This is a genomic window from Janthinobacterium tructae (assembly GCF_006517255.1).
Lineage (GTDB): Bacteria > Pseudomonadota > Gammaproteobacteria > Burkholderiales > Burkholderiaceae_D > Janthinobacterium > Janthinobacterium tructae.
In genome coordinates this window covers 4,699,415-4,719,122 of record NZ_CP041185.1, presented here as the reverse complement: position 1 = coordinate 4,719,122, position 19,708 = coordinate 4,699,415, and the positions used below count along the sequence as shown (strand labels likewise).

Annotated in this window: 20 protein-coding genes; 8 read left to right on the top strand and 12 right to left on the bottom strand. The window is 61.7% G+C overall.

Annotated features, from left to right (window positions below; translation table 11 throughout):
• Window positions 1–188: 188 nt before the first annotated feature.
• Window positions 189–680, bottom strand: a complete 492-nt coding sequence (locus FJQ89_RS20705) for a YqaA family protein (protein WP_071079715.1) — start codon at window positions 678–680, stop codon at window positions 189–191.
• Window positions 681–882: 202 nt separating this feature from the next.
• Between FJQ89_RS20705 and ilvA the strand changes: the two genes are divergently transcribed.
• From ilvA to rapZ, 5 genes are all read left to right on the top strand, one after another.
• Window positions 883–2,418, top strand: a complete 1,536-nt coding sequence (ilvA, locus tag FJQ89_RS20700; protein ID WP_141171523.1) for a threonine ammonia-lyase, biosynthetic — start codon at window positions 883–885, stop codon at window positions 2,416–2,418.
• A 112-nt stretch (window positions 2,419–2,530) separates the two neighbouring features.
• Window positions 2,531–3,373 carry an NADPH-dependent 7-cyano-7-deazaguanine reductase QueF gene (queF, locus tag FJQ89_RS20695; RefSeq protein ID WP_141171522.1) on the top strand — a complete coding sequence of 281 codons (843 nt, stop codon included), beginning with the start codon at window positions 2,531–2,533 and terminating at the stop codon, window positions 3,371–3,373.
• A gap of 333 nt (window positions 3,374–3,706) precedes the next feature.
• On the top strand, window positions 3,707–4,189 hold the full coding sequence (locus tag FJQ89_RS20690) for a PTS sugar transporter subunit IIA (protein WP_096233534.1): 483 nt from the start codon (window positions 3,707–3,709) through the stop codon (window positions 4,187–4,189).
• Between the two features lie 36 nt (window positions 4,190–4,225).
• Entirely contained in the window at window positions 4,226–5,161 is a 936-nt protein-coding gene (gene hprK, locus FJQ89_RS20685; protein ID WP_034753337.1) for an HPr(Ser) kinase/phosphatase, read from the top strand.
• Window positions 5,162–5,309: 148 nt separating this feature from the next.
• Window positions 5,310–6,173, top strand: coding sequence for an RNase adapter RapZ (gene rapZ, locus FJQ89_RS20680; RefSeq protein WP_141171521.1), 864 nt, complete (start codon window positions 5,310–5,312; stop codon window positions 6,171–6,173).
• Here the strand turns inward: rapZ and FJQ89_RS20675 are convergent, their stop codons facing one another.
• The 8 genes from FJQ89_RS20675 to FJQ89_RS20640 form a co-directional block, all read right to left on the bottom strand.
• The gene (locus FJQ89_RS20675) at window positions 6,174–7,259 is read right to left on the bottom strand and encodes an enoyl-CoA hydratase/isomerase family protein (protein ID WP_141171520.1); all 1,086 of its coding nucleotides are present in this window, start codon (window positions 7,257–7,259) and stop codon (window positions 6,174–6,176) included.
• 134 nt (window positions 7,260–7,393) lie between these two features.
• Window positions 7,394–7,756, bottom strand: coding sequence for a ribosome hibernation-promoting factor, HPF/YfiA family (gene hpf / locus FJQ89_RS20670; RefSeq protein WP_141171519.1), 363 nt, complete (start codon window positions 7,754–7,756; stop codon window positions 7,394–7,396).
• A gap of 69 nt (window positions 7,757–7,825) precedes the next feature.
• Window positions 7,826–9,304, bottom strand: a complete 1,479-nt coding sequence (locus tag FJQ89_RS20665) for an RNA polymerase factor sigma-54 (protein WP_141171518.1) — start codon at window positions 9,302–9,304, stop codon at window positions 7,826–7,828.
• Window positions 9,305–9,308: 4 nt separating this feature from the next.
• Window positions 9,309–10,064 carry an LPS export ABC transporter ATP-binding protein gene (lptB, locus tag FJQ89_RS20660; protein WP_071079722.1) on the bottom strand — a complete coding sequence of 252 codons (756 nt, stop codon included), beginning with the start codon at window positions 10,062–10,064 and terminating at the stop codon, window positions 9,309–9,311.
• Window positions 10,064–10,627, bottom strand: a complete 564-nt coding sequence (gene lptA, locus FJQ89_RS20655; protein ID WP_099760889.1) for a lipopolysaccharide transport periplasmic protein LptA — start codon at window positions 10,625–10,627, stop codon at window positions 10,064–10,066. The genes lptB and lptA overlap by 1 nt, the downstream gene beginning before the upstream one ends.
• 25 nt (window positions 10,628–10,652) lie before the next feature.
• A complete protein-coding gene (gene lptC, locus FJQ89_RS20650) occupies window positions 10,653–11,264 on the bottom strand; it encodes an LPS export ABC transporter periplasmic protein LptC (protein WP_243136159.1) in 612 nt (203 codons plus the stop codon).
• Between the two features lie 45 nt (window positions 11,265–11,309).
• A complete protein-coding gene (locus FJQ89_RS20645; protein WP_141171517.1) occupies window positions 11,310–11,843 on the bottom strand; it encodes a KdsC family phosphatase in 534 nt (177 codons plus the stop codon).
• The gene (locus tag FJQ89_RS20640; protein ID WP_373629837.1) at window positions 11,843–12,877 is read right to left on the bottom strand and encodes a KpsF/GutQ family sugar-phosphate isomerase; all 1,035 of its coding nucleotides are present in this window, start codon (window positions 12,875–12,877) and stop codon (window positions 11,843–11,845) included. Before FJQ89_RS20640 ends, FJQ89_RS20645 begins: the two co-directional genes overlap by 1 nt.
• 84 nt (window positions 12,878–12,961) lie before the next feature.
• On the opposite strand from FJQ89_RS20640, the gene FJQ89_RS20635 reads away from it, so the two are divergent.
• A complete protein-coding gene (locus tag FJQ89_RS20635) occupies window positions 12,962–14,941 on the top strand; it encodes a monovalent cation:proton antiporter family protein (RefSeq protein WP_141171516.1) in 1,980 nt (659 codons plus the stop codon).
• Between the two features lie 14 nt (window positions 14,942–14,955).
• Here FJQ89_RS20635 and FJQ89_RS20630 read toward each other — a convergent pair whose 3' ends face one another.
• The 3 genes from FJQ89_RS20630 to FJQ89_RS20620 form a co-directional block, all read right to left on the bottom strand.
• Complete coding sequence (locus FJQ89_RS20630; protein ID WP_141171515.1) at window positions 14,956–16,116, bottom strand: GGDEF domain-containing protein; 1,161 nt, start codon at window positions 16,114–16,116, stop codon at window positions 14,956–14,958.
• Between the two features lie 34 nt (window positions 16,117–16,150).
• Entirely contained in the window at window positions 16,151–17,002 is an 852-nt protein-coding gene (locus FJQ89_RS20625; RefSeq protein WP_141171514.1) for an MOSC domain-containing protein, read from the bottom strand.
• Between the two features lie 128 nt (window positions 17,003–17,130).
• A complete protein-coding gene (locus tag FJQ89_RS20620; RefSeq protein ID WP_141171513.1) occupies window positions 17,131–18,225 on the bottom strand; it encodes a type II asparaginase in 1,095 nt (364 codons plus the stop codon).
• A gap of 133 nt (window positions 18,226–18,358) precedes the next feature.
• Here FJQ89_RS20620 and FJQ89_RS20615 point away from each other — a divergent pair, with 133 nt between their 5' ends.
• Window positions 18,359–18,853, top strand: a complete 495-nt coding sequence (locus FJQ89_RS20615) for a tetratricopeptide repeat protein (protein ID WP_141171512.1) — start codon at window positions 18,359–18,361, stop codon at window positions 18,851–18,853.
• 17 nt (window positions 18,854–18,870) lie between these two features.
• A complete protein-coding gene (locus FJQ89_RS20610; protein WP_141171511.1) occupies window positions 18,871–19,707 on the top strand; it encodes a MipA/OmpV family protein in 837 nt (278 codons plus the stop codon).
• Window position 19,708: the final 1 nt, after the last annotated feature.

Sequence of the window (19,708 nt, the reverse complement as noted above, 5' to 3'; positions counted from 1 at the left end):
CCGCCTAAGGTTTAAGCACCCCATCCGCTGCCATAGCAAATACGGAAAAGCCTACTTTTGCATGAATAAAAAACCAGTTTCCATGATTTTTTGACGCAAAAATGCCAAGAATCGGACTCTACTACAAACTATCGAACTGCCCAAAAATAGGGCAAACAGGCGTTGCATTACGCCCGTTTGCCTGCCGTTTACGCCAGCATTTGTCCGATCCGGTGCCATACGCCATCGGGCACGTACAGCAGCAAAGCCGTCATGCTCAGGTAGCGCGCGCACTTGCCGATGGCCATGTAGGCCACGCTGGGCCAGAACGGCAGCTTGAGCCAGCCCGCCAGGGTGCACAGGGGGTCGCCCACGAGGGGCAGCCAGGCCAGCAGCATGGTCTTGGCGCCATAGCGGGCCAGCCAGCGGAACCAGCGCGTGTCGCGCTCCTTGGCGAACGCCTGCTTGGCCCGGTAGCCCATCCAGTAGTCGACCATGCCGCCCAGGGTATTGCCCAGGGTGGCGACGCCGATGGCGGCCCAGAACAGTGCGGGATTGGCCTTGATGACGGCAAACACGGCCGGCTCCGAGCCGAGCGGCAACAAGGTGGCGGAAATAAAGCTGATCAGAAAGACCGACGTCAGCCCGACTTCCGGTGCTGCGATCAGCTGCAGCAGCCAGGCGATTGCGGATTCGATCATGGAACACTTCGCGATGCAGTATGGCTCTCCATTATAATGAAGAGCAGCCTGGGCGCCGCACACATCGCGCCAGCAGGCAAAGGCATACCCGCCCGCAGTTCCACAGAGCATTATTTGTCGCCAGGCTATCCGCCGCGGCGCCGCCGCTATCGACCGACACGCTCCAGTACCTTTCTGGCCCAGAATCACTTGCTAGCAGACTATGAACATCGACTACCTCAAGAAAATCCTGACCGCCCGCGTCTATGACGTCGCCACCGAAACGCCGCTGGAACTGGCCCCTGCCCTGTCGCAGCGCCTGAACAACCAGATTTACTTCAAGCGCGAAGACATGCAAAGTGTGTTCAGCTTCAAGATTCGCGGCGCCTACAACAAGATGGCCCAGCTCAGCGATGCGGAACGCAAGCGCGGCGTCATTTGCGCTTCGGCCGGCAACCATGCCCAGGGCGTGGCCCTGTCGGCCGCGCGCATGGGCTGCCGCGCCGTCATCGTCATGCCCACCACCACGCCCCCCGTCAAGATCGACGCCGTCAAGGCGCGCGGCGGCGTGCATGTGGAAATCGTGCTGCACGGCGAGTCCTACACGGACGCCTACAACCACGCGCTGACCCTGGAAAAAGAACAGAAGCTGACCTTCGTGCACCCGTTCGACGATCCGGACGTGATCGCCGGCCAGGGCACGATCGGCATGGAAATCCTGCGCCAGCATTCCGGCCCCATCCACGCCATCTTCGTCGCCATCGGCGGCGGCGGCCTGATCGCCGGCGTGGCTGCCTATGTGAAACAGATTCGCCCCGACATCAAGATCATCGGCGTGCAAACAGTCGATTCGGACGCCATGGCGCGCTCGCTGAAAGCGGGCGAACGGGTGACCCTGCCCGACGTGGGCCTGTTTTCGGACGGCACGGCCGTGCGTCTGGTGGGCGAGGAAACCTTCCGCCTGGCGCAGCAATATGTCGATGACATCATCATCGTCGACACGGACGCCATCTGCGCCGCCATCAAGGATGTGTTTACGGATACGCGCTCCATCCTGGAACCGGCCGGCGCACTGGCCATCGCGGGCGCCAAGGCCTACGTGGAGCGGGCCAGCCTGAGCAAGCACCCCATCGTCAACCAGACGCTGATCACCATCGCCTGCGGCGCCAACATGAATTTCGACCGCCTGCGCTTCGTTGCCGAGCGTGCCGAGCTGGGCGAGTTCCGCGAAGCCGTGTTTGCCGTCACCATGCGCGAACAGCGGGGCAGCTTCAAGCGCTTCTGCTCGCTCATCGGCGCGCGCAACGTGACGGAATTTAACTACCGTATCAGCGATGAAAAAGCCGCGCACGTGTTCGTCGGCATCCAGATTGCCGACCGGCATGAATCCGGGGCGATGGCGAAGAAATTCGAAGAGCATGAATTCAAGACGCTGGACCTGACCCACGACGAGCTGGCCAAGTCGCACATCCGCCACCTGGTGGGCGGCAAGAGCCGCCTGGCACAGGACGAGCTGCTGTACCGCTTTGAATTCCCCGAGCGCCCCGGTGCGCTGATGCGCTTCCTCGACAGCATGGCGCCGAACTGGAATATTTCCCTGTGTCATTACCGCAGCCAGGGCGGCGACGTGGGCCGCATCCTGGTGGGCCTGCAAGTGCCGCCCGATGAAATGGGAGAATTCGCCCGCTTCCTCGATACCCTCGGCTATCGTTATTGGGATGAAAGCAGCAATCCTGTGTATAAACTGTTCCTGGGGTAATAAGCCCAACTGCAAATACTGGGGTCGTACCCTGCAGGGTACGACCCCAGCCGTCGCCGTTGGGTTGAAATAGGCTACCATGCGTGCTTGACTGAATTCACGCCACACGACCATGACCACCACCAACGACCTCGCCGAACAATCTCCCCTCGGCAAAAGCTCCGCCTACCGCAGCGATTACGCGCCGGAACTGCTGTTTCCGATTCCCCGCCAAGGCAAGCGCGACGAGCTGGAATTGCACGGCACCTTGCCGTTCTTCGGCCTCGATATCTGGAATGCGTATGAACTGTCGTGGCTGAACCAGCGCGGCAAGCCGCAGGTGGCCATTGCCAAGGTCAGCGCGCCGGCCGATTCGCCGAACATCATCGAGTCGAAATCGTTCAAGCTGTACCTGAACTCGTTCAACCAGACCAAGCTGGACAGCCCTGAAGCGTTGCTGACCTTGCTCAAGCAGGATTTGTCGAACGGCTTTGGCGCGCCCGTGCAAGTGGAACTGACCTTGCAGGAAGATTTCGGCAAGCTCAAAATGGGCGAGTTCGACGGCGTGCTGCTCGACCGCCTGGACCTGGAAATCACGCAATACACGCCCTCGCCGCTGCTGCTGAAGGCGGCGTTCGATGATGCGCCCGTGGAAGAAAAACTCGTCTCGCACTTGCTCAAATCGAATTGCCTGGTGACGGGTCAGCCGGACTGGGGCAGCGTGCAGATCGCGTATGCAGGACCACAGATCGACCAGGAAAGCCTGCTGCGCTACCTGATCGGTTTTCGCGAACACAATGAATTCCATGAGCAATGCGTGGAGCGCATTTTTGTCGATATCTTGCGCCAGTGCAAGCCGCAAAAACTGTCCGTGTATGCGCGTTATACGCGCCGCGGCGGGCTCGATATCAATCCGTGGCGCAGCAACTTCAGCACGGGCACGATGCCGGGCAATCTGCGCAATGCGCGCCAGTAATACCAGGCAACACCACAAAACCATGCCAACAGGAATGTTGGCTGTGTTTTAAAACAACGTTACCGTAGTGCCGCAGAGCATGTCAAAGACGCTGAAAAATCGGAAAATCGCCATTCGGCGGCGGAAAAATCTGTTCGCCGTGTGTTTTTAATCAAGAAATAGCCGATACACCCCGATGTTATTTTTTTGCTAAAATGATGGCGACATGGGCTGTAGCGCGCACTGTGCCCGCAGCGGGCGTATACTGTTGAGAATTGGCGTTACAGGCCGCAGAAACAGGCCTATAATTCGGCTCGCAAGCCCTCTGCGCATTGCACCATTTCATTGAGTGTCATGACTAATCTTAGCAAAATACTATCCCTCGAAAACGTCCTGCTGGACCTGGAAGTGTCCAGTAAAAAGCGCGCCTTCGAGCAAGCCGGCCTGATCTTCGAAAACAATTACGGCATCGCCCGCTCTACCGTTTCGGACAATCTGTTTGCCCGCGAACGCCTGGGCTCGACAGGCCTGGGCCATGGCGTGGCCGTACCGCATGGCAGGGTCAAGGGCAGCAAGACCCTGAAAGCCCCGCTGGGCGCCTTCGTGCGTCTGGCCGAGCCGATTCCGTTCGAGTCGCCCGATGGCAAGCCCGTCAATCTGCTGTTTTTCCTGCTGATTCCCGATCATGTCACCCAGCAACATCTGGAAATTTTGTCGGAAATCGCCGAAATGTTTTCCGACGATGCCTTCCGCACGGCGCTGGCCACGGATCCGGAACCGAAATCCGTGCATTCGCGCATCGTCAATTGGCAACCCAGTCTGCAAGCGACGGGTTAAACTTCAGGTATTCCTCCACTCCTGAAGAAGACTGCCATGTTGCAAACGCCGCTGACGATACAACGCCTGTACGACGATAATCGTGAAAGTCTGCAACTGGGCTGGTTCGCCGGCTTTCCCGGCGGCGAGCGCCTGATCTCGGGCGACGTCTCGTCGGCCGCCGACCAGGTGGGCCACTTGAACCTGATCCATCCGGGCCGCATCCAGGTCTTCGGTCACCAGGAAATCAATTATTATCAGCGCCTGAAGGTCAACACGCGCACGCATGTGATCGGTGAACTGATCGCCGGCGGCCCACCCGCGCTGATCATCGCGCAAGGGCTGGAAACGCCGCCCGACATCCTCGCCATCTGCGACGAGCAAAACATTCCCCTGTTCTCGACCCCGCTGCCGGCCGCGCAAGTGATCGACTTCCTGCGCGTCTACCTGTCCAAAAAGCTGGCGCAGCGCATCATCATGCATGGCGTGTTCATGGACGTGCTGGGCGTGGGCGTGCTGATCACGGGCGATTCGGGTCTGGGCAAGAGCGAGCTGGGCCTGGAACTGATTTCGCGCAGCCACGGCCTGGTGGCCGATGACGCCGTGGAATTCTCGCGCATCGCGCCCAACATGATCGAAGGCCGCTGCCCGCCCCTGCTGCAAAACCTGCTGGAAGTGCGGGGCCTGGGCTTGCTCGATATCAAGGCCATCTTTGGCGAAACGGCCGTGCGCCGCAAGATGCGTTTGAAACTGATCGTGCACCTGGTGCGCCGCAACGCGCTGGAAGAGGAAGTCGAACGCCTGCCCTTCCTGTTCCCCACGGAAGACGTGCTCGGCTTGCCCGTGCGCAAGGTCGTCATCCCCGTCGCCGCCGGCCGCAACATCGCCGTGCTGCTGGAAGCGGCCGTGCGCAATACGATTCTGCAGCTGCGCGGCATCGATACCTTGCAGGAGTTCATGGAGCGGCAGAGGTTGGCAATGAGTGGTGACTAATTACCGGGGTCCGACCCGACGGGTCTGACCCCACATTGACGCCAATGGCAACAATTAAATACAAGCAATGCTCGAACAATAATTGCAATAATTTGTAAAGATCATTGCCTCGGGAGCGCAGTGCCAATCTTTATTGTATGATCGGCGTATGCATATCGTCCTTATCACCGGAATATCCGGCTCCGGTAAATCCGTCGCGCTCAATGTGCTGGAAGATACCGGCTACTATTGTGTCGACAACCTGCCACCGGCCTTGCTGCCCAGCCTGGTGCAAACCTTGCTCGACGAAGGCACACCGCAACTGGCCGTCGCCGTCGATGCGCGCAGCGCCGAGTCGCTGGCCAGCCTGCCGCACAATGTGGCCCTGCTGCGCGACCAGGGGCATGACGTCAAGGTGATGTTCCTCACGGCCACCACGCATTCGCTGGTGGCGCGCTTCTCGGAAACGCGGCGCAGCCATCCGCTGTCGCACGAATTGCGTCCGAACCAGAACCCCGCCAGCCGCCGCACCCTGATCGAATGCATCTCGGAAGAACGCGAGCGCCTGTCGACCATCGAACAGCTGGGCCATGTGATCGATACCTCGGAACTGAGCGCCAATAAATTGCGCGCCTGGATCAAGGATATCGTCGCCTCCGAACGCGCGCCGCTGACCCTGTTCTTCGAATCGTTCGCCTTCAAACTGGGCGTGCCGCTGGACGCCGATTTCGTCTTCGATGTGCGGGCCTTGCCGAATCCCTATTACGACCTGGCGCTGCGTCCGCTCGACGGACGCGATGCGCCCGTGATCGCCTTCCTCGACGCGCAACCGAGCGCGCTGGAGCTGCTGGCCGACATCCGCGCCTTCATCGAGAAGTGGTTGCCGTCATTCAAATCCGACAACCGCAGCTACCTGACGGTGGCGCTCGGTTGCACGGGCGGCCAGCACCGCTCCGTGTACATGGCGGAACGGCTGGCGCAATACTTCGGCCCCAACGAGCGCGTGGTCTTGCGCCACCGCGAGCGCAGCTAATTAATCGAGGTGGCGCAGCGGATGCGCTGACGCCGGCCAGACGGGCGCAAAGAAACGCGCCACCATGGCTGCATCGACCTCGTCCAGGCTGGCAGGGTTCCAGCGTGGCGCATTGTCCTTGTCGATCACCAGCGCGCGCACGCCTTCGAGCACTTCGCCATGCGCGAAATTGTGGCGCACCACGCTGCGCTCCAGGCGCAGGCAATCGGCCACGCCCAGATGGGCACCGCGTTGCAGTAATTCCAGGGTCACCGACATCATCAAGGGAGAACGCAGGCGCATGGCCGCCAGGGCCTTGCCCGCGAACGCGCTGTCGTCCTGCGCCAGCGAGGCCATGATGGCAGCCACGGAAGGGGCGCCGAAGTGGCGGTCCAGCGCCGTGCGCGCGGTGGCCAAAGGAGAAGCCCCCGCCTCGGCCTGAAACGGCGCGGCCAGCGCCTTGATGGCCACCGGCAAGGCCTCGCCCGGCGTCGAGTCGAACAGGGCCAGCAGCGCCCCCATCTGCGCCTCGGGCAGGTAGACATCGGCCAGGCCCGTGTACAGGGCATCGGCCGCGTTGATCGTCAAGCCCGTCAAGCCCAGGTACAGGCCCAGCCGGCCGGCCAGGCGGGACAGGAAATAACTGCCGCCCACGTCCGGGAACAAGCCGATATTGACTTCCGGCATGGCCATGCGCGTGCGGCCCGTGACGATGCGCAGGCGGTTGCCGGGCCCGGCTTGCGCCACGCCCATGCCGCCGCCCATGACCACGCCATCCATCACGGCGATATACGGTTTCGGGTAGAAATGAATCACATGATTTAAGGCGTATTCTTCCGTAAAGAAATCTTCCAGCAACGCACTGCCGCCTTGCGGCGTAGCCAGGCCCGCATCGTAAAAGAAACGGATGTCGCCACCGGCGCACAGGGCTTTTTCGCTGCTGGAACGGATCACGACGGCGTCCACCTGCGGATCGTCGCGCCAGGCCAGCAAGACGGCACTCAGGGCGCGCACCATCTCCAGCGACAGGGAATTGAAGGCTTTCGGACGGTCGAGCACGATGTGCCCGGTACGGTTGCGGATGGAGGTCTGGACGAAGTCGCTCATGGCAGGCAGAAAGAAGTGAAAGTGCAAACATTCTAGCGCCTGCATGGGGAACATTGCGTTCGACAGGTACGGGCGCAAAAAAGGGCGCAAGATGTGCGCCCTTAGTTGATCACAACTGCTGGAAGCGGGTGGCCTTAAACGGCGACGACGGCGTCTTCCTCGGAGTTGTCTGGCAGATGCTTGATCGCCTCTTTACCGTGCCCTTGCACTTTGGTTTTGTATTTCATCACTTGCCTGTCCAGCTTGTCGATCAGGATATCGATTGCGGCATACAGGTCATGCGCCAGGCTTTCCACATAGACAGTTTTGCCACTCAGACGCAGGTTGACTTCGGCCTTTTGACGTTTTTCTTTCTCTTTGAGGTTATCCACGGTCAGAATCACGGCGATATCGATAACTTGATCGAAATGACGTTTCACGCGCTCCAGCTTCGTTTGTACGTATTCACGGATGGCTGGTGTCACTTCGAGATGATGTCCGCTGATGGTGAGATTCATACACACTCCTAAAGATGATCGGGTTCGTGCGGTCCATCCTATCCGGCCCGCAGAGGAACCGAAAAAAACTTACAAACACTTACGCAGGCTCACTGGCGGAATTTTCAACGCTTCCCGGTATTTGGCAACAGTACGTCGCGCAATCACCATGCCTTGTTCCCCCAGCATGTCCGCAATCTTACTGTCGGATAAAGGATTTTTAGGGTCTTCTGCTCCTGTCAGTTGCACGATCAATGCCCGTATCGCCGTCGATGATGCTTCGCCCCCCGCTTCGGTGGCGACGTGGCTACCAAAGAAATATTTCAACTCGAACATGCCGTGCGGGGTCAGCATGTACTTTTGAGTTGTTACCCGCGAGATAGTACTCTCGTGTAAACCCAGTGTATCAGCTATTTCACGGAGCACAAGGGGGCGCATGGCAACGGCCCCATGCGAGAAAAAGTTCTTTTGTCTTTCTACTATCGCTTGCGCCACGCGCAGGATCGTGTCAAAGCGCTGGCGCATATTCTTGATCAGCCACTTGGCTTCCTGCAACTGTGCGCCCATGGCGCCCTCGCCCTTGCCCTGCTTGAGCAAGTTGGCGTACATGGCGTTGACGCGCAGGCGCGGCATGACGTCGTTGTTCAGGGTGACTTGCCAGCCATTGCGCGCGCGCTTGACGACGACGTCGGGCACCACGTAATCGGACACGTCCGAGGCGAACACGGCGCCCGGATGCGGATTGCACTGGCGAATCACCGTCTGCGCTTCGCGCAAGTCTTCCTCGTCGCAATCGAGGGCTTTTTTCAGCTTGTTGAAATCGCGCTGGGCAAACCAGGCCAGGTGCTTTTCCACGATGACGAGGGCCATGCGCCGCGTCACCATGGCGACGTGCGGCAAACGCTTGATTTGCAGCGCCAGGCATTCGGATGCATTGCGCGCACCCACGCCGGGCGGATCGAAACTTTGCAACAGGGACAAGGCCGTGCGCATCTCGTCGGCGTCGATTTCCAGCTCTTCCGGCAGGCGCGCCAGGATGTCGTCGAGTGACTCTTCCAGGTAGCCATTGTCGTCGAGCGCGTCGATGATCAGCTCGACCAGCGCGCGGTCGCGCAACTCGAGCACCGTCACGCGCATCTGCTCCATCAGGTGCTCGCGCAGGGTGCAGTGATGGGCTTCCAATTGCGGACGGGAATCTTCGTCGTCGGGCGCCTTGCCCCGGCTCGCCTCGCTCCAGTCGCTGTCGCCGCCGTCCGCGGCGGCCGGGCCGTCGCCCGCCTCGCCATCAAAGGCTTCTGCTTCGGCCGGCGCCGCAGGCGCATCCTGGCCTGGCGGCTGGGGCGGCGCTTCGGCCGGCGCGGCCGTGGAACTCAGGGCCCCGTCGGACAGCAGGCGCAGCGAATGATCGAGCGGATCGTCGAGGCGCTCGAGCAAGGGATTGTCCGTCAGCAGTTGCTCTAGTTCCTGGTGCAATTCCAGGGTAGACAATTGCAACAGGCGTATCGATTGCTGCAACTGCGGCGTCAGTGCCAGGTGCTGCGAAGTGCGCAGCTGCAATGATTGTTTCATTGGCTCACATGCGGAAGTGTTCGCCCAGGTAGACCCGGCGTACCGACTCGTTCGCGATGATGTCGTCGGGGCGTCCCGACGCCAGCACCGAGCCCTGGTTGATGATGTAGGCACGGTCGCAGATACCCAGCGTCTCGCGCACATTATGGTCGGTGATCAGCACGCCGATATTGCGCTCCTTCAAGAAGCGCACGATGCGCTGGATCTCGATCACGGCGATCGGGTCGACACCGGCGAACGGTTCGTCGAGCAGCACGAAACGCGGGTCGGTCGCCAGCGCGCGGGCGATTTCCACACGGCGGCGCTCGCCGCCCGACAGCGACAGCGCCTGGTTCTCGCGCAACTTTTCAATTTGCAAGTCGGCCAGCAATTTATCCAGGCGCTCCTCGATCTCGGCCTTCTTCAGGGGACGGCCTTCGACGGTCTGGATTTCCAGCACGGCGCGGATATTGTCTTCCACCGTCAGCTTGCGGAAGACGGACGCTTCCTGCGGCAGATACGACAGGCCCATCTGCGCGCGGCGGTGGATCGGCAGGCGGGAAATGTCCACGCCGCTGATATCGATGGTGCCGCCGTCCGACGGCACCAGGCCGACGATCATGTAGAACGAGGTGGTCTTGCCGGCGCCGTTCGGGCCCAGCAATCCCACCACTTCGCCGCATTCGACTTGCAGCGAGACATCATGCACGACTTGCCGCTTGCCATAGGTTTTTTGCAGCCCGCGAACGATCAGGGTGCTGCCGCAACGTGTATTGTCCATTAGTTCTTTCCTGGTGCGGGCGTGGCCGGCGCCTTGGGCTTCGGCTGGATCACCATGCGCACGCTGCCGCCATCGGGCGTGCTGGTGCCGCTGTCGGAATTTTCCATTTTGAATACTTCCTTGCGGCTGTCATACGAGATGAAGGCACCGTTGGCCACGTCGGTCACTTTCGTGCCTTCCAGGCGCGTCAGCTTGGCCTTGGAAAACAGTTTCACCACTTCCGTCTTGTTATCGTATTCCACGCGCTCCGCCTCGCCTTCCACCCACAGGTCGCCCGCGCCATCGCGCTTCTGGCGGAAGGTGGCCAGCTTGCCGGGATCGGCCCAGAAGGTGATGAACTGGTAGCCTTGCGGGTCTTCCGTGATCAGGGCCCGGCCCGCCTTCATGGTCAGAGTCCCTTTCACCAGCACGACGTCGCCCGTCAGCGTGCGTACCTGCTTGACGTCATCGACGTGGCCGCTACGTGCCGTGATGACGGCTTCCTTCTCGGAATCGGCCTTCTCGGCATGCGCCACGCCCATCATGGCCAGAGAAAATACGGTCAACAGCAAGATATTCTTCATAGTATGGTTTCCTTGTTTCATTCTGTCATTTTGCCGCCGCAGCCGGGCGCGGTTTCGGCGGGAGGACCATGCGCAGCGCATTCTGCACTTCCACCACGCCAGTGGCGTTATTGGCCTTCATGCCGATGCCATTGATGCGCGAGGCGCCCGTCAGGATATCGACAGGCACGTCCGTTTCCATTCTTTCTTCATCCGGGAATACCGTCAGCGCTTCCGTCTTGACTGTCAGGTTCTGCGCCTTCGGACTGGCCACGCGGTCGATCACGACCTTGCGGTGCAGTTGCAACCGGGTATTGTCCTGGTCGATATGCGCCAGTTCCGCATTCATGTTCATCGGCGGCATGCCAGGCGTAAGCTTGCGCACGAAAGGCTGGTCGATATCGGATGAATCGTCGAGCGGATAATGCGTGAGCTTGGTGCCCGATACGATATAGCTGGGTTTACCCGTCAAGTCCATGCGCACCAGGCTGAAATTGGTGATGAAATAGTCTGGCTCATCCAGATGCTTGCTGGCCGTGATGTCCTGGGCATTCTTGTTCATCACTTCCAGCAGCCAAAAGCTGCCCAGCGCAAAGACGACGGCCCCCAGCACGGTAAAAATCATGCGCCAGCGATGGGCGCCTCCTGGCTTACGCATAGGATTTCACTCTTTCAAATCTGACTGGCGGCAAGGCGATGCGCCTCACTCCAGGAATGGCGCCATGACGCGCGCATAGTTATCCTGAGCGCGCAGCAGGAATTCGCAGATCTCGCGCACCGCGCCACGGCCGCCGCCGGCCTGCGTCACATGGTGCGCCAGGTCCAGCGCTTCCGGACGCCCGCCCGGCACGCTGACGGCAAAGCCCACGCGGCGCAGGATGGGCGCATCGATGACATCGTCGCCGATATAGCCGCATTGCTCTTCCGTCAAGCCCGTCAGCGCCAGCAGTTCGCGAAACGGCGTCAGCTTGTCGTGACCGCCCTGGTGCACATGGGTAATGCCCAGGTCTTGCGCGCGGCGCGCCGTGATGGCCGAGCGGCGCGCGCTGATGATGGCCGTCTGCACGCCCGATTCCTGCAGCAGCTTGATGCCCAGGCCATCATACACATTAAACGTTTTCATCATCTCGCCATCGGGGCCGAAATGCAGGCTGCCGTCGGTGAGCACGCCGTCGACGTCAAAGATCATCAGTTTGACCTTGGCCGCGCGCGCCAGGTTGTCCGCTACGCTATCCATCAGATCACCTTCGCTTGCGTCAGATCATGGATATGCAGCGCGCCCACCAGCTTGCCGTCGGCATCGACGACCAGCATCTGGTTGATGCGGAACTGCTCCATCACGGCCACGGCATCGACGGCCAGGCGTTCGGGCGCGATGCTGCGCGGCTGCGCATGCATGACGTCGCGGATCGCCACTTGCGTGAAATCCTGCACGCGCTCGAACATGCGGCGCAAGTCGCCATCGGTAAACACGCCCACGGGGCGCTCATCCGCATCGACGACGGCCGTCATGCCCATGCCCTTCTTCGTCATTTCTTCCAGCGCCTGCAGCAAGGAAGCGTCCACGGGCACCTTCGGTACACGTTCGCCGCTGCGCATGACGTCATGCACATGCGTGAGCAGGCGGCGGCCCAGGGCGCCACCCGGGTGCGAGCGGGCGAAATCTTCTTCCTTGAAGCCGCGCAAGTCGAGCAAGGCCACGGCGATCGCGTCGCCCAGAGCCAGGGTGACGGTGGTGCTGGCCGTCGGCGCCAGGTTCAGCGGACAGGCTTCTTTCTCAACGGAAATATCCAGGTGCACGTCGGCCAATTGCGCCAGGCTGGAGTTCGGTTTGCCCGTCATGGAAATGAGCACGCCGCCCATGCGCTTGACGACGGGCATGATGGCCATCAGTTCCGACGATTCGCCGGAGTACGATATGGCAATAAAAGCATCGTCCGAGGTGACCATGCCCAGGTCGCCATGGGCCGCTTCGGCCGGATGCACGAACAGGGCCGGCGTGCCGGTGGAAGCGAGGGTGGCGGCAATCTTGCGCGCGATATGGCCGGACTTGCCGATGCCGGAGACGACGACACGCCCCTTGCATTGCAGCAACATCGCCACGGCGCGGCCTACGCTGTCGTCCGTGGCCAGGCGCGCGTGCAGCGCAACGATGGCGTCGGACTCGATCTGCAAGGTGGTGCGGGCCAGCGCGACGGCGCGCTCGGTCGTCGCTTGCATGTCAATTCGATCAAAAGCTTTCAGCATTGTTTTTTCATGGGTTACACTCATGCCCAAAGTATAAACGAATTAGGAAAGCAAAAAACTTGCCAGTCACAACAAACAACGATTTCCATTGACCGCACCGGGCAACCCATGTTTTCCTCGCTTGAACTGACCCTGATGTTACTCGGCAGCGCCGTGCTGGGCGTGGTCGCTTTCAGAATGTTGCATCTGCCGCCCATGCTGGGCTACCTGGCCGTCGGCATCGTCATCGGCCCCCACGCGCTGGGCCTGGCAGCCGAGAACGAAGCCAGCCACACCCTGGCCGAATTCGGCGTCGTCTTCCTGATGTTTTCCATCGGGTTGGAATTTTCTCTGCCCAAGTTCCTCGCCATGCGGCGCATCGTCTTCGGACTGGGCATGGCGCAGGTGGTCACCACCATCATCGCCACAGTCGTCTTCGGCTGGTTCGTCGGACGCTACCTGTCCGCCTACATCCACCTGAGCTGGCAAGCCGCCTTCGCCCTGGGTGGTGCGCTGGCCATGTCGTCGACGGCCATCGTCTCGAAAATGCTCACGGAACGGCTGGAACTGGAAAGCGAACACGGCCGCAAGATCATCGGCATTTTGCTGTTCCAGGACCTGGCCGTGGTGCCCCTGCTGATCCTGATTCCCGCCCTCACGCGCGATTCGGACAACCTGGCCGAAACCCTGGCCTGGGCCGGTGGCAAGGCCCTGGTTGTCCTGATTCTGCTCTTGTTCATCGGCCAGAAGCTGGTGCGTGGCTGGCTGACCATCGTCGCCAAGCGCCGCTCGCAGGAATTGTTCATGCTCAACCTGCTGCTGATCACCTTGGGCGCGGCCTGGATCACGGAACGGGCGGGGCTGTCGCTGGCCCTGGGCGCGTTTGTTGCCGGCATGCTCATTTCCGAGACGGAATTCAAGCACCAGGTGGAAGAGGATATCAAGCCCTTCCGCGACGTGCTGCTCGGCCTGTTCTTCATCACCGTCGGCATGCTGCTCAATATCCGTGTGGTGCTCGACAACTGGTGGCTGGTCTTGCTGCTGCTGTGCGGCCCCGTGCTGCTGAAATTTGCCCTGATCGCGGGCCTGGCCCGGCTGTTCGGGTCAAGCAACGGCGTGGCCTTGCGCACGGGACTGGGACTGGCGCAGGCGGGCGAATTCGGCTTCGTGCTGCTGAACCTGGCGGGCGGCATCAAGCTGATGGATCCGTTCGTCGTGCAGGTGGTACTGGCCTCGATGGTGCTGTCGATGCTGGTGGCGCCCTTCCTCATCGCCAAGTCCGATGCCATCGTCATGAAGCTGGCGGCCAACGACTGGATGATGCAATCGCTGGCGCTCACCAAGATCGCCACGCGCACCATGGCGTCGCAGAAACACGTGCTGATCGCCGGCTTCGGGCGCAGCGGGCAAAGCCTGGCCACCCTGCTGGCGGAAGAAAAGATCGAGTACCACGCGCTGGACCTGGACCCGGAACGGGTGCAGGAGGCGCAGCTGGCTGGCGCCCACGTCTCGTATGGCGACGCGGGCCGGCGCGAAAGCCTGGTGGCGGCCGGTATCTACCGGGCCAGCGCCGTGGTGATCACCTATGCGAATACCCCCTCGGCACTGAAGTTATTGCATTTACTCAACGACATGGCGCCCACCTTGCCCGTCATCGTGCGCAGCCACGACGACAGCGACCTCGACCAGTTGAAGAAAGCGGGCGCGGCCGAAGTGGTGCCGGAATTGATGGAAGGCAGTCTGATGCTCGCCTCGCACGCGCTGATCATGATGGGCGTGCCCCTGCGCCGCGTGGTGCACCGGGTGCAGGCGGCACGCGAGGAACGCTATGCCTCGCTGCGCGGCTATTTCCATGGCTCCAGCGACGCGGGCGACGATGCCGAGCTGGAACGCCTGCATACAGTCACCGTCAGCGAGGGCGCGCAGTGTGTGGGCTTGCCCTTGAGCATGCTCGACGTCGCTGGCTGCGGCGCGACCGTGACGGCCATCCGCCGCGGCCGTGGCCGCCTCGATGTCACCCCCGAGACGCAGCTGGCCAGCGGCGATGTGGTGGTGCTGCGCGGCAGCGCGGATGCCGTGGCCAAAGCCGAAACACTATTATTGAAATAGTCAGCCGATCTTGGTCAGCCGATCTGCGCCTGCCAGCTGATGACCTTGTTGCGTCCGCCCGCCTTGGCCTGGTACAGGGCCTGGTCGGCGTGCGCCACCAGCTGCTGCGCCACCGTTTCAATGGGTAGCAGCGCCGCGTCCGCTTCCAGGCTGGCCACGCCGATCGACACGCTGACCCACGCTTGCGCGCTGCCCGGCAAGTCAAACATGGTGCCGGCGATGCTGGCGCGGATGCGTTCGGCAACGAAGGTCGCGCTGTCGAGGTCGGCATCGATCAGCAGGACGACGAATTCCTCGCCGCCGAAGCGGCCCAGCGCATCGGAGCGGCGCAATTCCGTGCGGATGCGCGTGGCCACTTCGCGCAGCACTTCATCGCCGCCCTGGTGGCCATAGGTGTCATTGACCAGCTTGAAATGGTCGATATCGATATACATACACGAAATGCAATAATTCTGGCGCCGCGCGCGACCGATTTCTTCCAGCAGCCGACGGTCGATATAGCGGCGGTTATAGACGCCCGTCAAGGAATCGGTCAAGCCGATGTACTTCAGCATTTCATTGCTGATCACGTTTTCCAGGCAAATGGCGATGATGGAGGCCATGTGCTTGATGAAATCCGTGCCCAGCGAAGGCGTGAAGCGCGTCATGTCGCCGCTGGCCAGGTTCAGGCTGCCAATCAGGCGCTTGTTGCGCAGCAAGGGCACCAGCGCCACGCTGCGCAGGGGAGCGTCGATGCCCGGAAAGCGGGGGCCATGCACCGCGGCGTCGAACTGTCCCAGCAGGGGCGACGGCGGCAAGGCCGCTTCCCCTTCGGCTGCGGGCGCTGGCGAAGCAAAACCCAGCTCCGCCACGGCATGCACGAACAGCAACTGCGGAAAGGCGCTGAAATCGACGCCCAGCTTTTCCATCACCAGCACGATATCGTCATCCTCGTCGAGCAGGCTCAAGGTGACGCCGTCGAGGTCGGAGATCACGGGCAAGGTGCGAAAAATGGTGCCGATCAGTTCGGGAAAGGTGGACGCGCTGACGATTTCCAGGTCGAACGCCTGGTGGCGGCACATGATGTCGTGGTTGCGTTCAACCTGTTCCAGCAGGAAAGCCATGCGCGCGCGCAAGGCCTGGTTTTCGGCTTCGAGGCTGGCAATGCGCGGGTCCGGCGGTATTGCTTGATTCATAAAAACCTTAAACCCTTGTGTGCGGGCGCCATGCTTAAAATGCCAGTTCGAAACCGATGTCCTGCCCCACCACGATGCGCTCGTCGCCGCCGTCGGTGACGATGGCGTTCATGCCGAAGCAGATGGCGCCATCGAGTTCGGGCTTGGCACGATAGCCATGCATGACGTCGAGCGGGTCCGGTCCCGGCACGCCCGTGGCCTGGTCCACCGACGGGATCGGGCAGCGCGAGCACGGCTTGACGGGTGTTAACACGGTGGCGCCAAATTGCAGGAACGCGGCGTAGTCTTCCTCGAAGGCACCGATATCGCCGATCACCAGATTGGGACGGAAACGGTTCATCGGCAGCGCCTCGCGGCCGGCGGCGCGCAGCTTGTCATTGACATCGTCCAGCGAGGCACTGCCGGCGATCAGCACCGGGTAACCGTCGGCAAACATGGTCGAAGCGGCCACGCCGCCCGTCCAGGTGGTGCTGGTGGCGCGCACCACGTCCGGGTGAAAGCGCACCAGGCGGCACGGCACGCCGATGGCGTTGGAAAACCAGGTGGCCGTGACGTCGTCGCAATCGTAGGCGCGCACGCTATCGTCCCACACCTGCACTTCCAGCATGGGCGCCAGTTGCGGATGTGGCAAGCCCAGTTCGATTTCCAGGCGCAGCATGCCCGGTGCGCGCAATTCCAGCGTGGTGGCCTTGATGGAAGGCACGATCAGCGCCATGCGCGGATGTTCGCGCTGGGTCAGGAAACGGCCCTGCGCATCGACCACCATCCATTCGCGGTCGAACACGTGTTCGCTCATCAGCCCTGAGCGCGTCAAGACCGCCTCGCGCAAATGGATGCCGGCGCACGATTTGATCGGATACAGGATGATGTCGGACAGGATAGCCATGAACAGGGGACAAGGAACAGTATTGCTGCTTCTGCCAGGAAATTATTCAGATGCGAAGTATGGCAGCAAAGCGGGCTAGCGTAAATCAGCCAAGCCCAGCCGCAGTGGCTGGGCCGGCGTGACGGCGATCAATAGGTATAGAAAATACGCTGGATTTCTTGCGTACTGTTGGTCTTGGTCAAGGCCAGCATCAGCAGGATGCGGGCTTTTTGCGGGTTCAGGGTGTCGGACACGACACTGTCGAGTTCATCGTCGTTGGCTTCGCCATTGCGCGCCACGATGCCCTGGCCGACGCGGCTAGCACGCACGATCAGCACGCCCTTCTGGCGCGCTTCCACCAGGGCCGGCTTCATTTGCGCGGCCACGCTGCCATCGCCCACGCCCGCGTGGATGATGCCCTTGGCGCCGGCGGCGATGAAGGCATCCATGCCGACACGGTTCATGTTGGCGTAGCCATACACGATGTCCACTTGCGGCAGGGCATCGAGCTTGCTGATGTCAAATTCCGATTCCAGCGTGTGCTTGCGCGTCGACTGGCGGTAGAAAAAGGCCTTGCTGCCCTGGATGTAGCCGAGCATGCCCAGTTCCGGCGATTTGAAGGTATCGGTGGTCGAGGTGTTCGTCTTGGTCACTTCGCGCGCCGCGTTGATCTGGTCGTTCAAGGCCACCAGCACGCCCTTGCCCACGGCTTCCTTGCTGCCAGCGAGCATCACGGCGTTGTACAGGTTGATGGGGCCGTCGGCCGAAATGGCGGTCGACGGACGCATGGCGCCCACCACGACCACGGGTTTGTGGCTCTTCACGGTGAGGTTCAGGAAATACGCCGTCTCTTCGATGGTATCGGTGCCGTGCGTGACGACCACGCCATCGACATCGTTCGAGGCCAGCAGCACGTTGATGCGTTTGGCCAGGGCCAGCCAGTGGCTATTGCCCATGCTTTCGCTGGCGATCTGGAACACTTGCTCGCCTTTCACATTCGCCACTTTCTTCAGTTCCGGCACGGCCGCGATCAGGCGCTCGACGCCCACGGTGGCCGAGGTGTAGCCGACGGTGGTGGTACTGTCGGCGCCGCTGCCGGCGATGGTGCCGCCCGTGGCCAGGATCACCACATTCGGCAATTTGACGGCCGCTTGCTGCGCGCGCGCAGGGGACGCGGCGACAAAGCCCATCAGCAAGGTGGCCAGCATCAGCTGTGCACAAGAATGGAATTTACGTGAAAACATGGTGCTCCTGTTCGGTGATATGTCAAAAATAACAAAGTCGTGTGCAAATTATATGTCATCGGTGCCGCACGAATCCCCCAATTCATGCGTCCCGCGCAAACGTGCGCGCCCGCGCATGCGCTACAGTGGCGCCATGTCCACACTACTCCCCTTCCGCTCTTGCCTCGTCCTGCCGCTGATCCTGATCGCGCTGGGCGCCTGCTCCACGCAAACCGAACTGCGCATGGCCGCGCAGCAGGAGCAGTTCGCACGCGAGGCGGCCAGCCAGGGCGACTGGGCGCAGGCCATGCGCAGCTATGAGGCGGCTGTCGACAATGCCGAACTGGGCCGGGGCGACTTCGCTTGGCAGGCGCGGCTGCATCACCAGGCGGGACGCGCCGCCAGCGGGGCCTGCCGCTACGATGCGGCCGAGTTTCATTTCCGCCAGGCCATCGCGCTGGCAAAGAAGAGCGAACGGTCGAGCGCGCTCAGCTACAAGGCGCTGATCGACCAATATGACCGCCAGGGCAAGTCGACGGAAGCCTTGGCAGTGCGTAACGAACTGGGCTTTCATCAATCGTCGGCCCTGGGCGCCTTTGCCGACCGGGAATCGCTGCCGGTGGGCAAGTCTTGCGGCACACCTCCCTAGCACAGGAAAGTCCACCGATGAGAGTGACACGCACGCTGCTGGCCACATCCGCCCTCTTCGCTGCCATGGCGCCCGCGTGCGCCGCCGAGCCAGCGTTACCCTTATGGGAAGCGGGCATCTTCGGCGGCACGGCCGTCACGCCCGCCTATCCCGGCGCCAGCGAGCGCTCGACGCGCAGCCTGGCCCTGCCCTATTTGATTTATCGCGGGAAAGTGCTGCGTGCCGACCGCTCCGGCGTGGGCGCGCGCCTGCTCAATACGGACCGAGTGGAATTCGACGTGGGTTTCGCCCTGTCCTTGCCGGCCAGGTCCAGCGACGTGCCGGCCCGGCACGGCATGCCGGACCTGGGCACCCTGGTGGAATTTGGCCCGCGCCTGAAAATCAAGCTGGCCGAGCCGACGCAACACAGCCGCCTGGGCCTGGAACTGCCCTTGCGCGCCGTCATCGAAGCGCGCGGCGGCCTGCGCCGCCAGGGCGCCACGTTCGAACCGCGCCTCGTGTATGCACTGCAAGGCGATCAGCAGGCATGGCACGTCTATGCCAGCGTCGGCGCCGTACTGGGCAATGCCGCCATCAACGATTACTTTTATGGCGTCAGCCCGGCGTTTGCCACCGGCCAGCGTCCGGCGTATGCGGCAAAAAGCGGGCTGATGCTCACGCGCCTGGGCCTGGGCGGTTCCTACCGGCTGCACCAGGACTGGCGCGCCTTTGCCTTTGTACGCTATGACAACTACGCAAGCGCCGCCAACCGTGCCAGCCCCCTGCTGCGCCAGAACAGCGGCACCTCGGCCGGTATCGGCTTGCTGTGGACGTGGCAACGTTCAAGCAGCCAGGCGCGCGGCCCGGACGACTAGC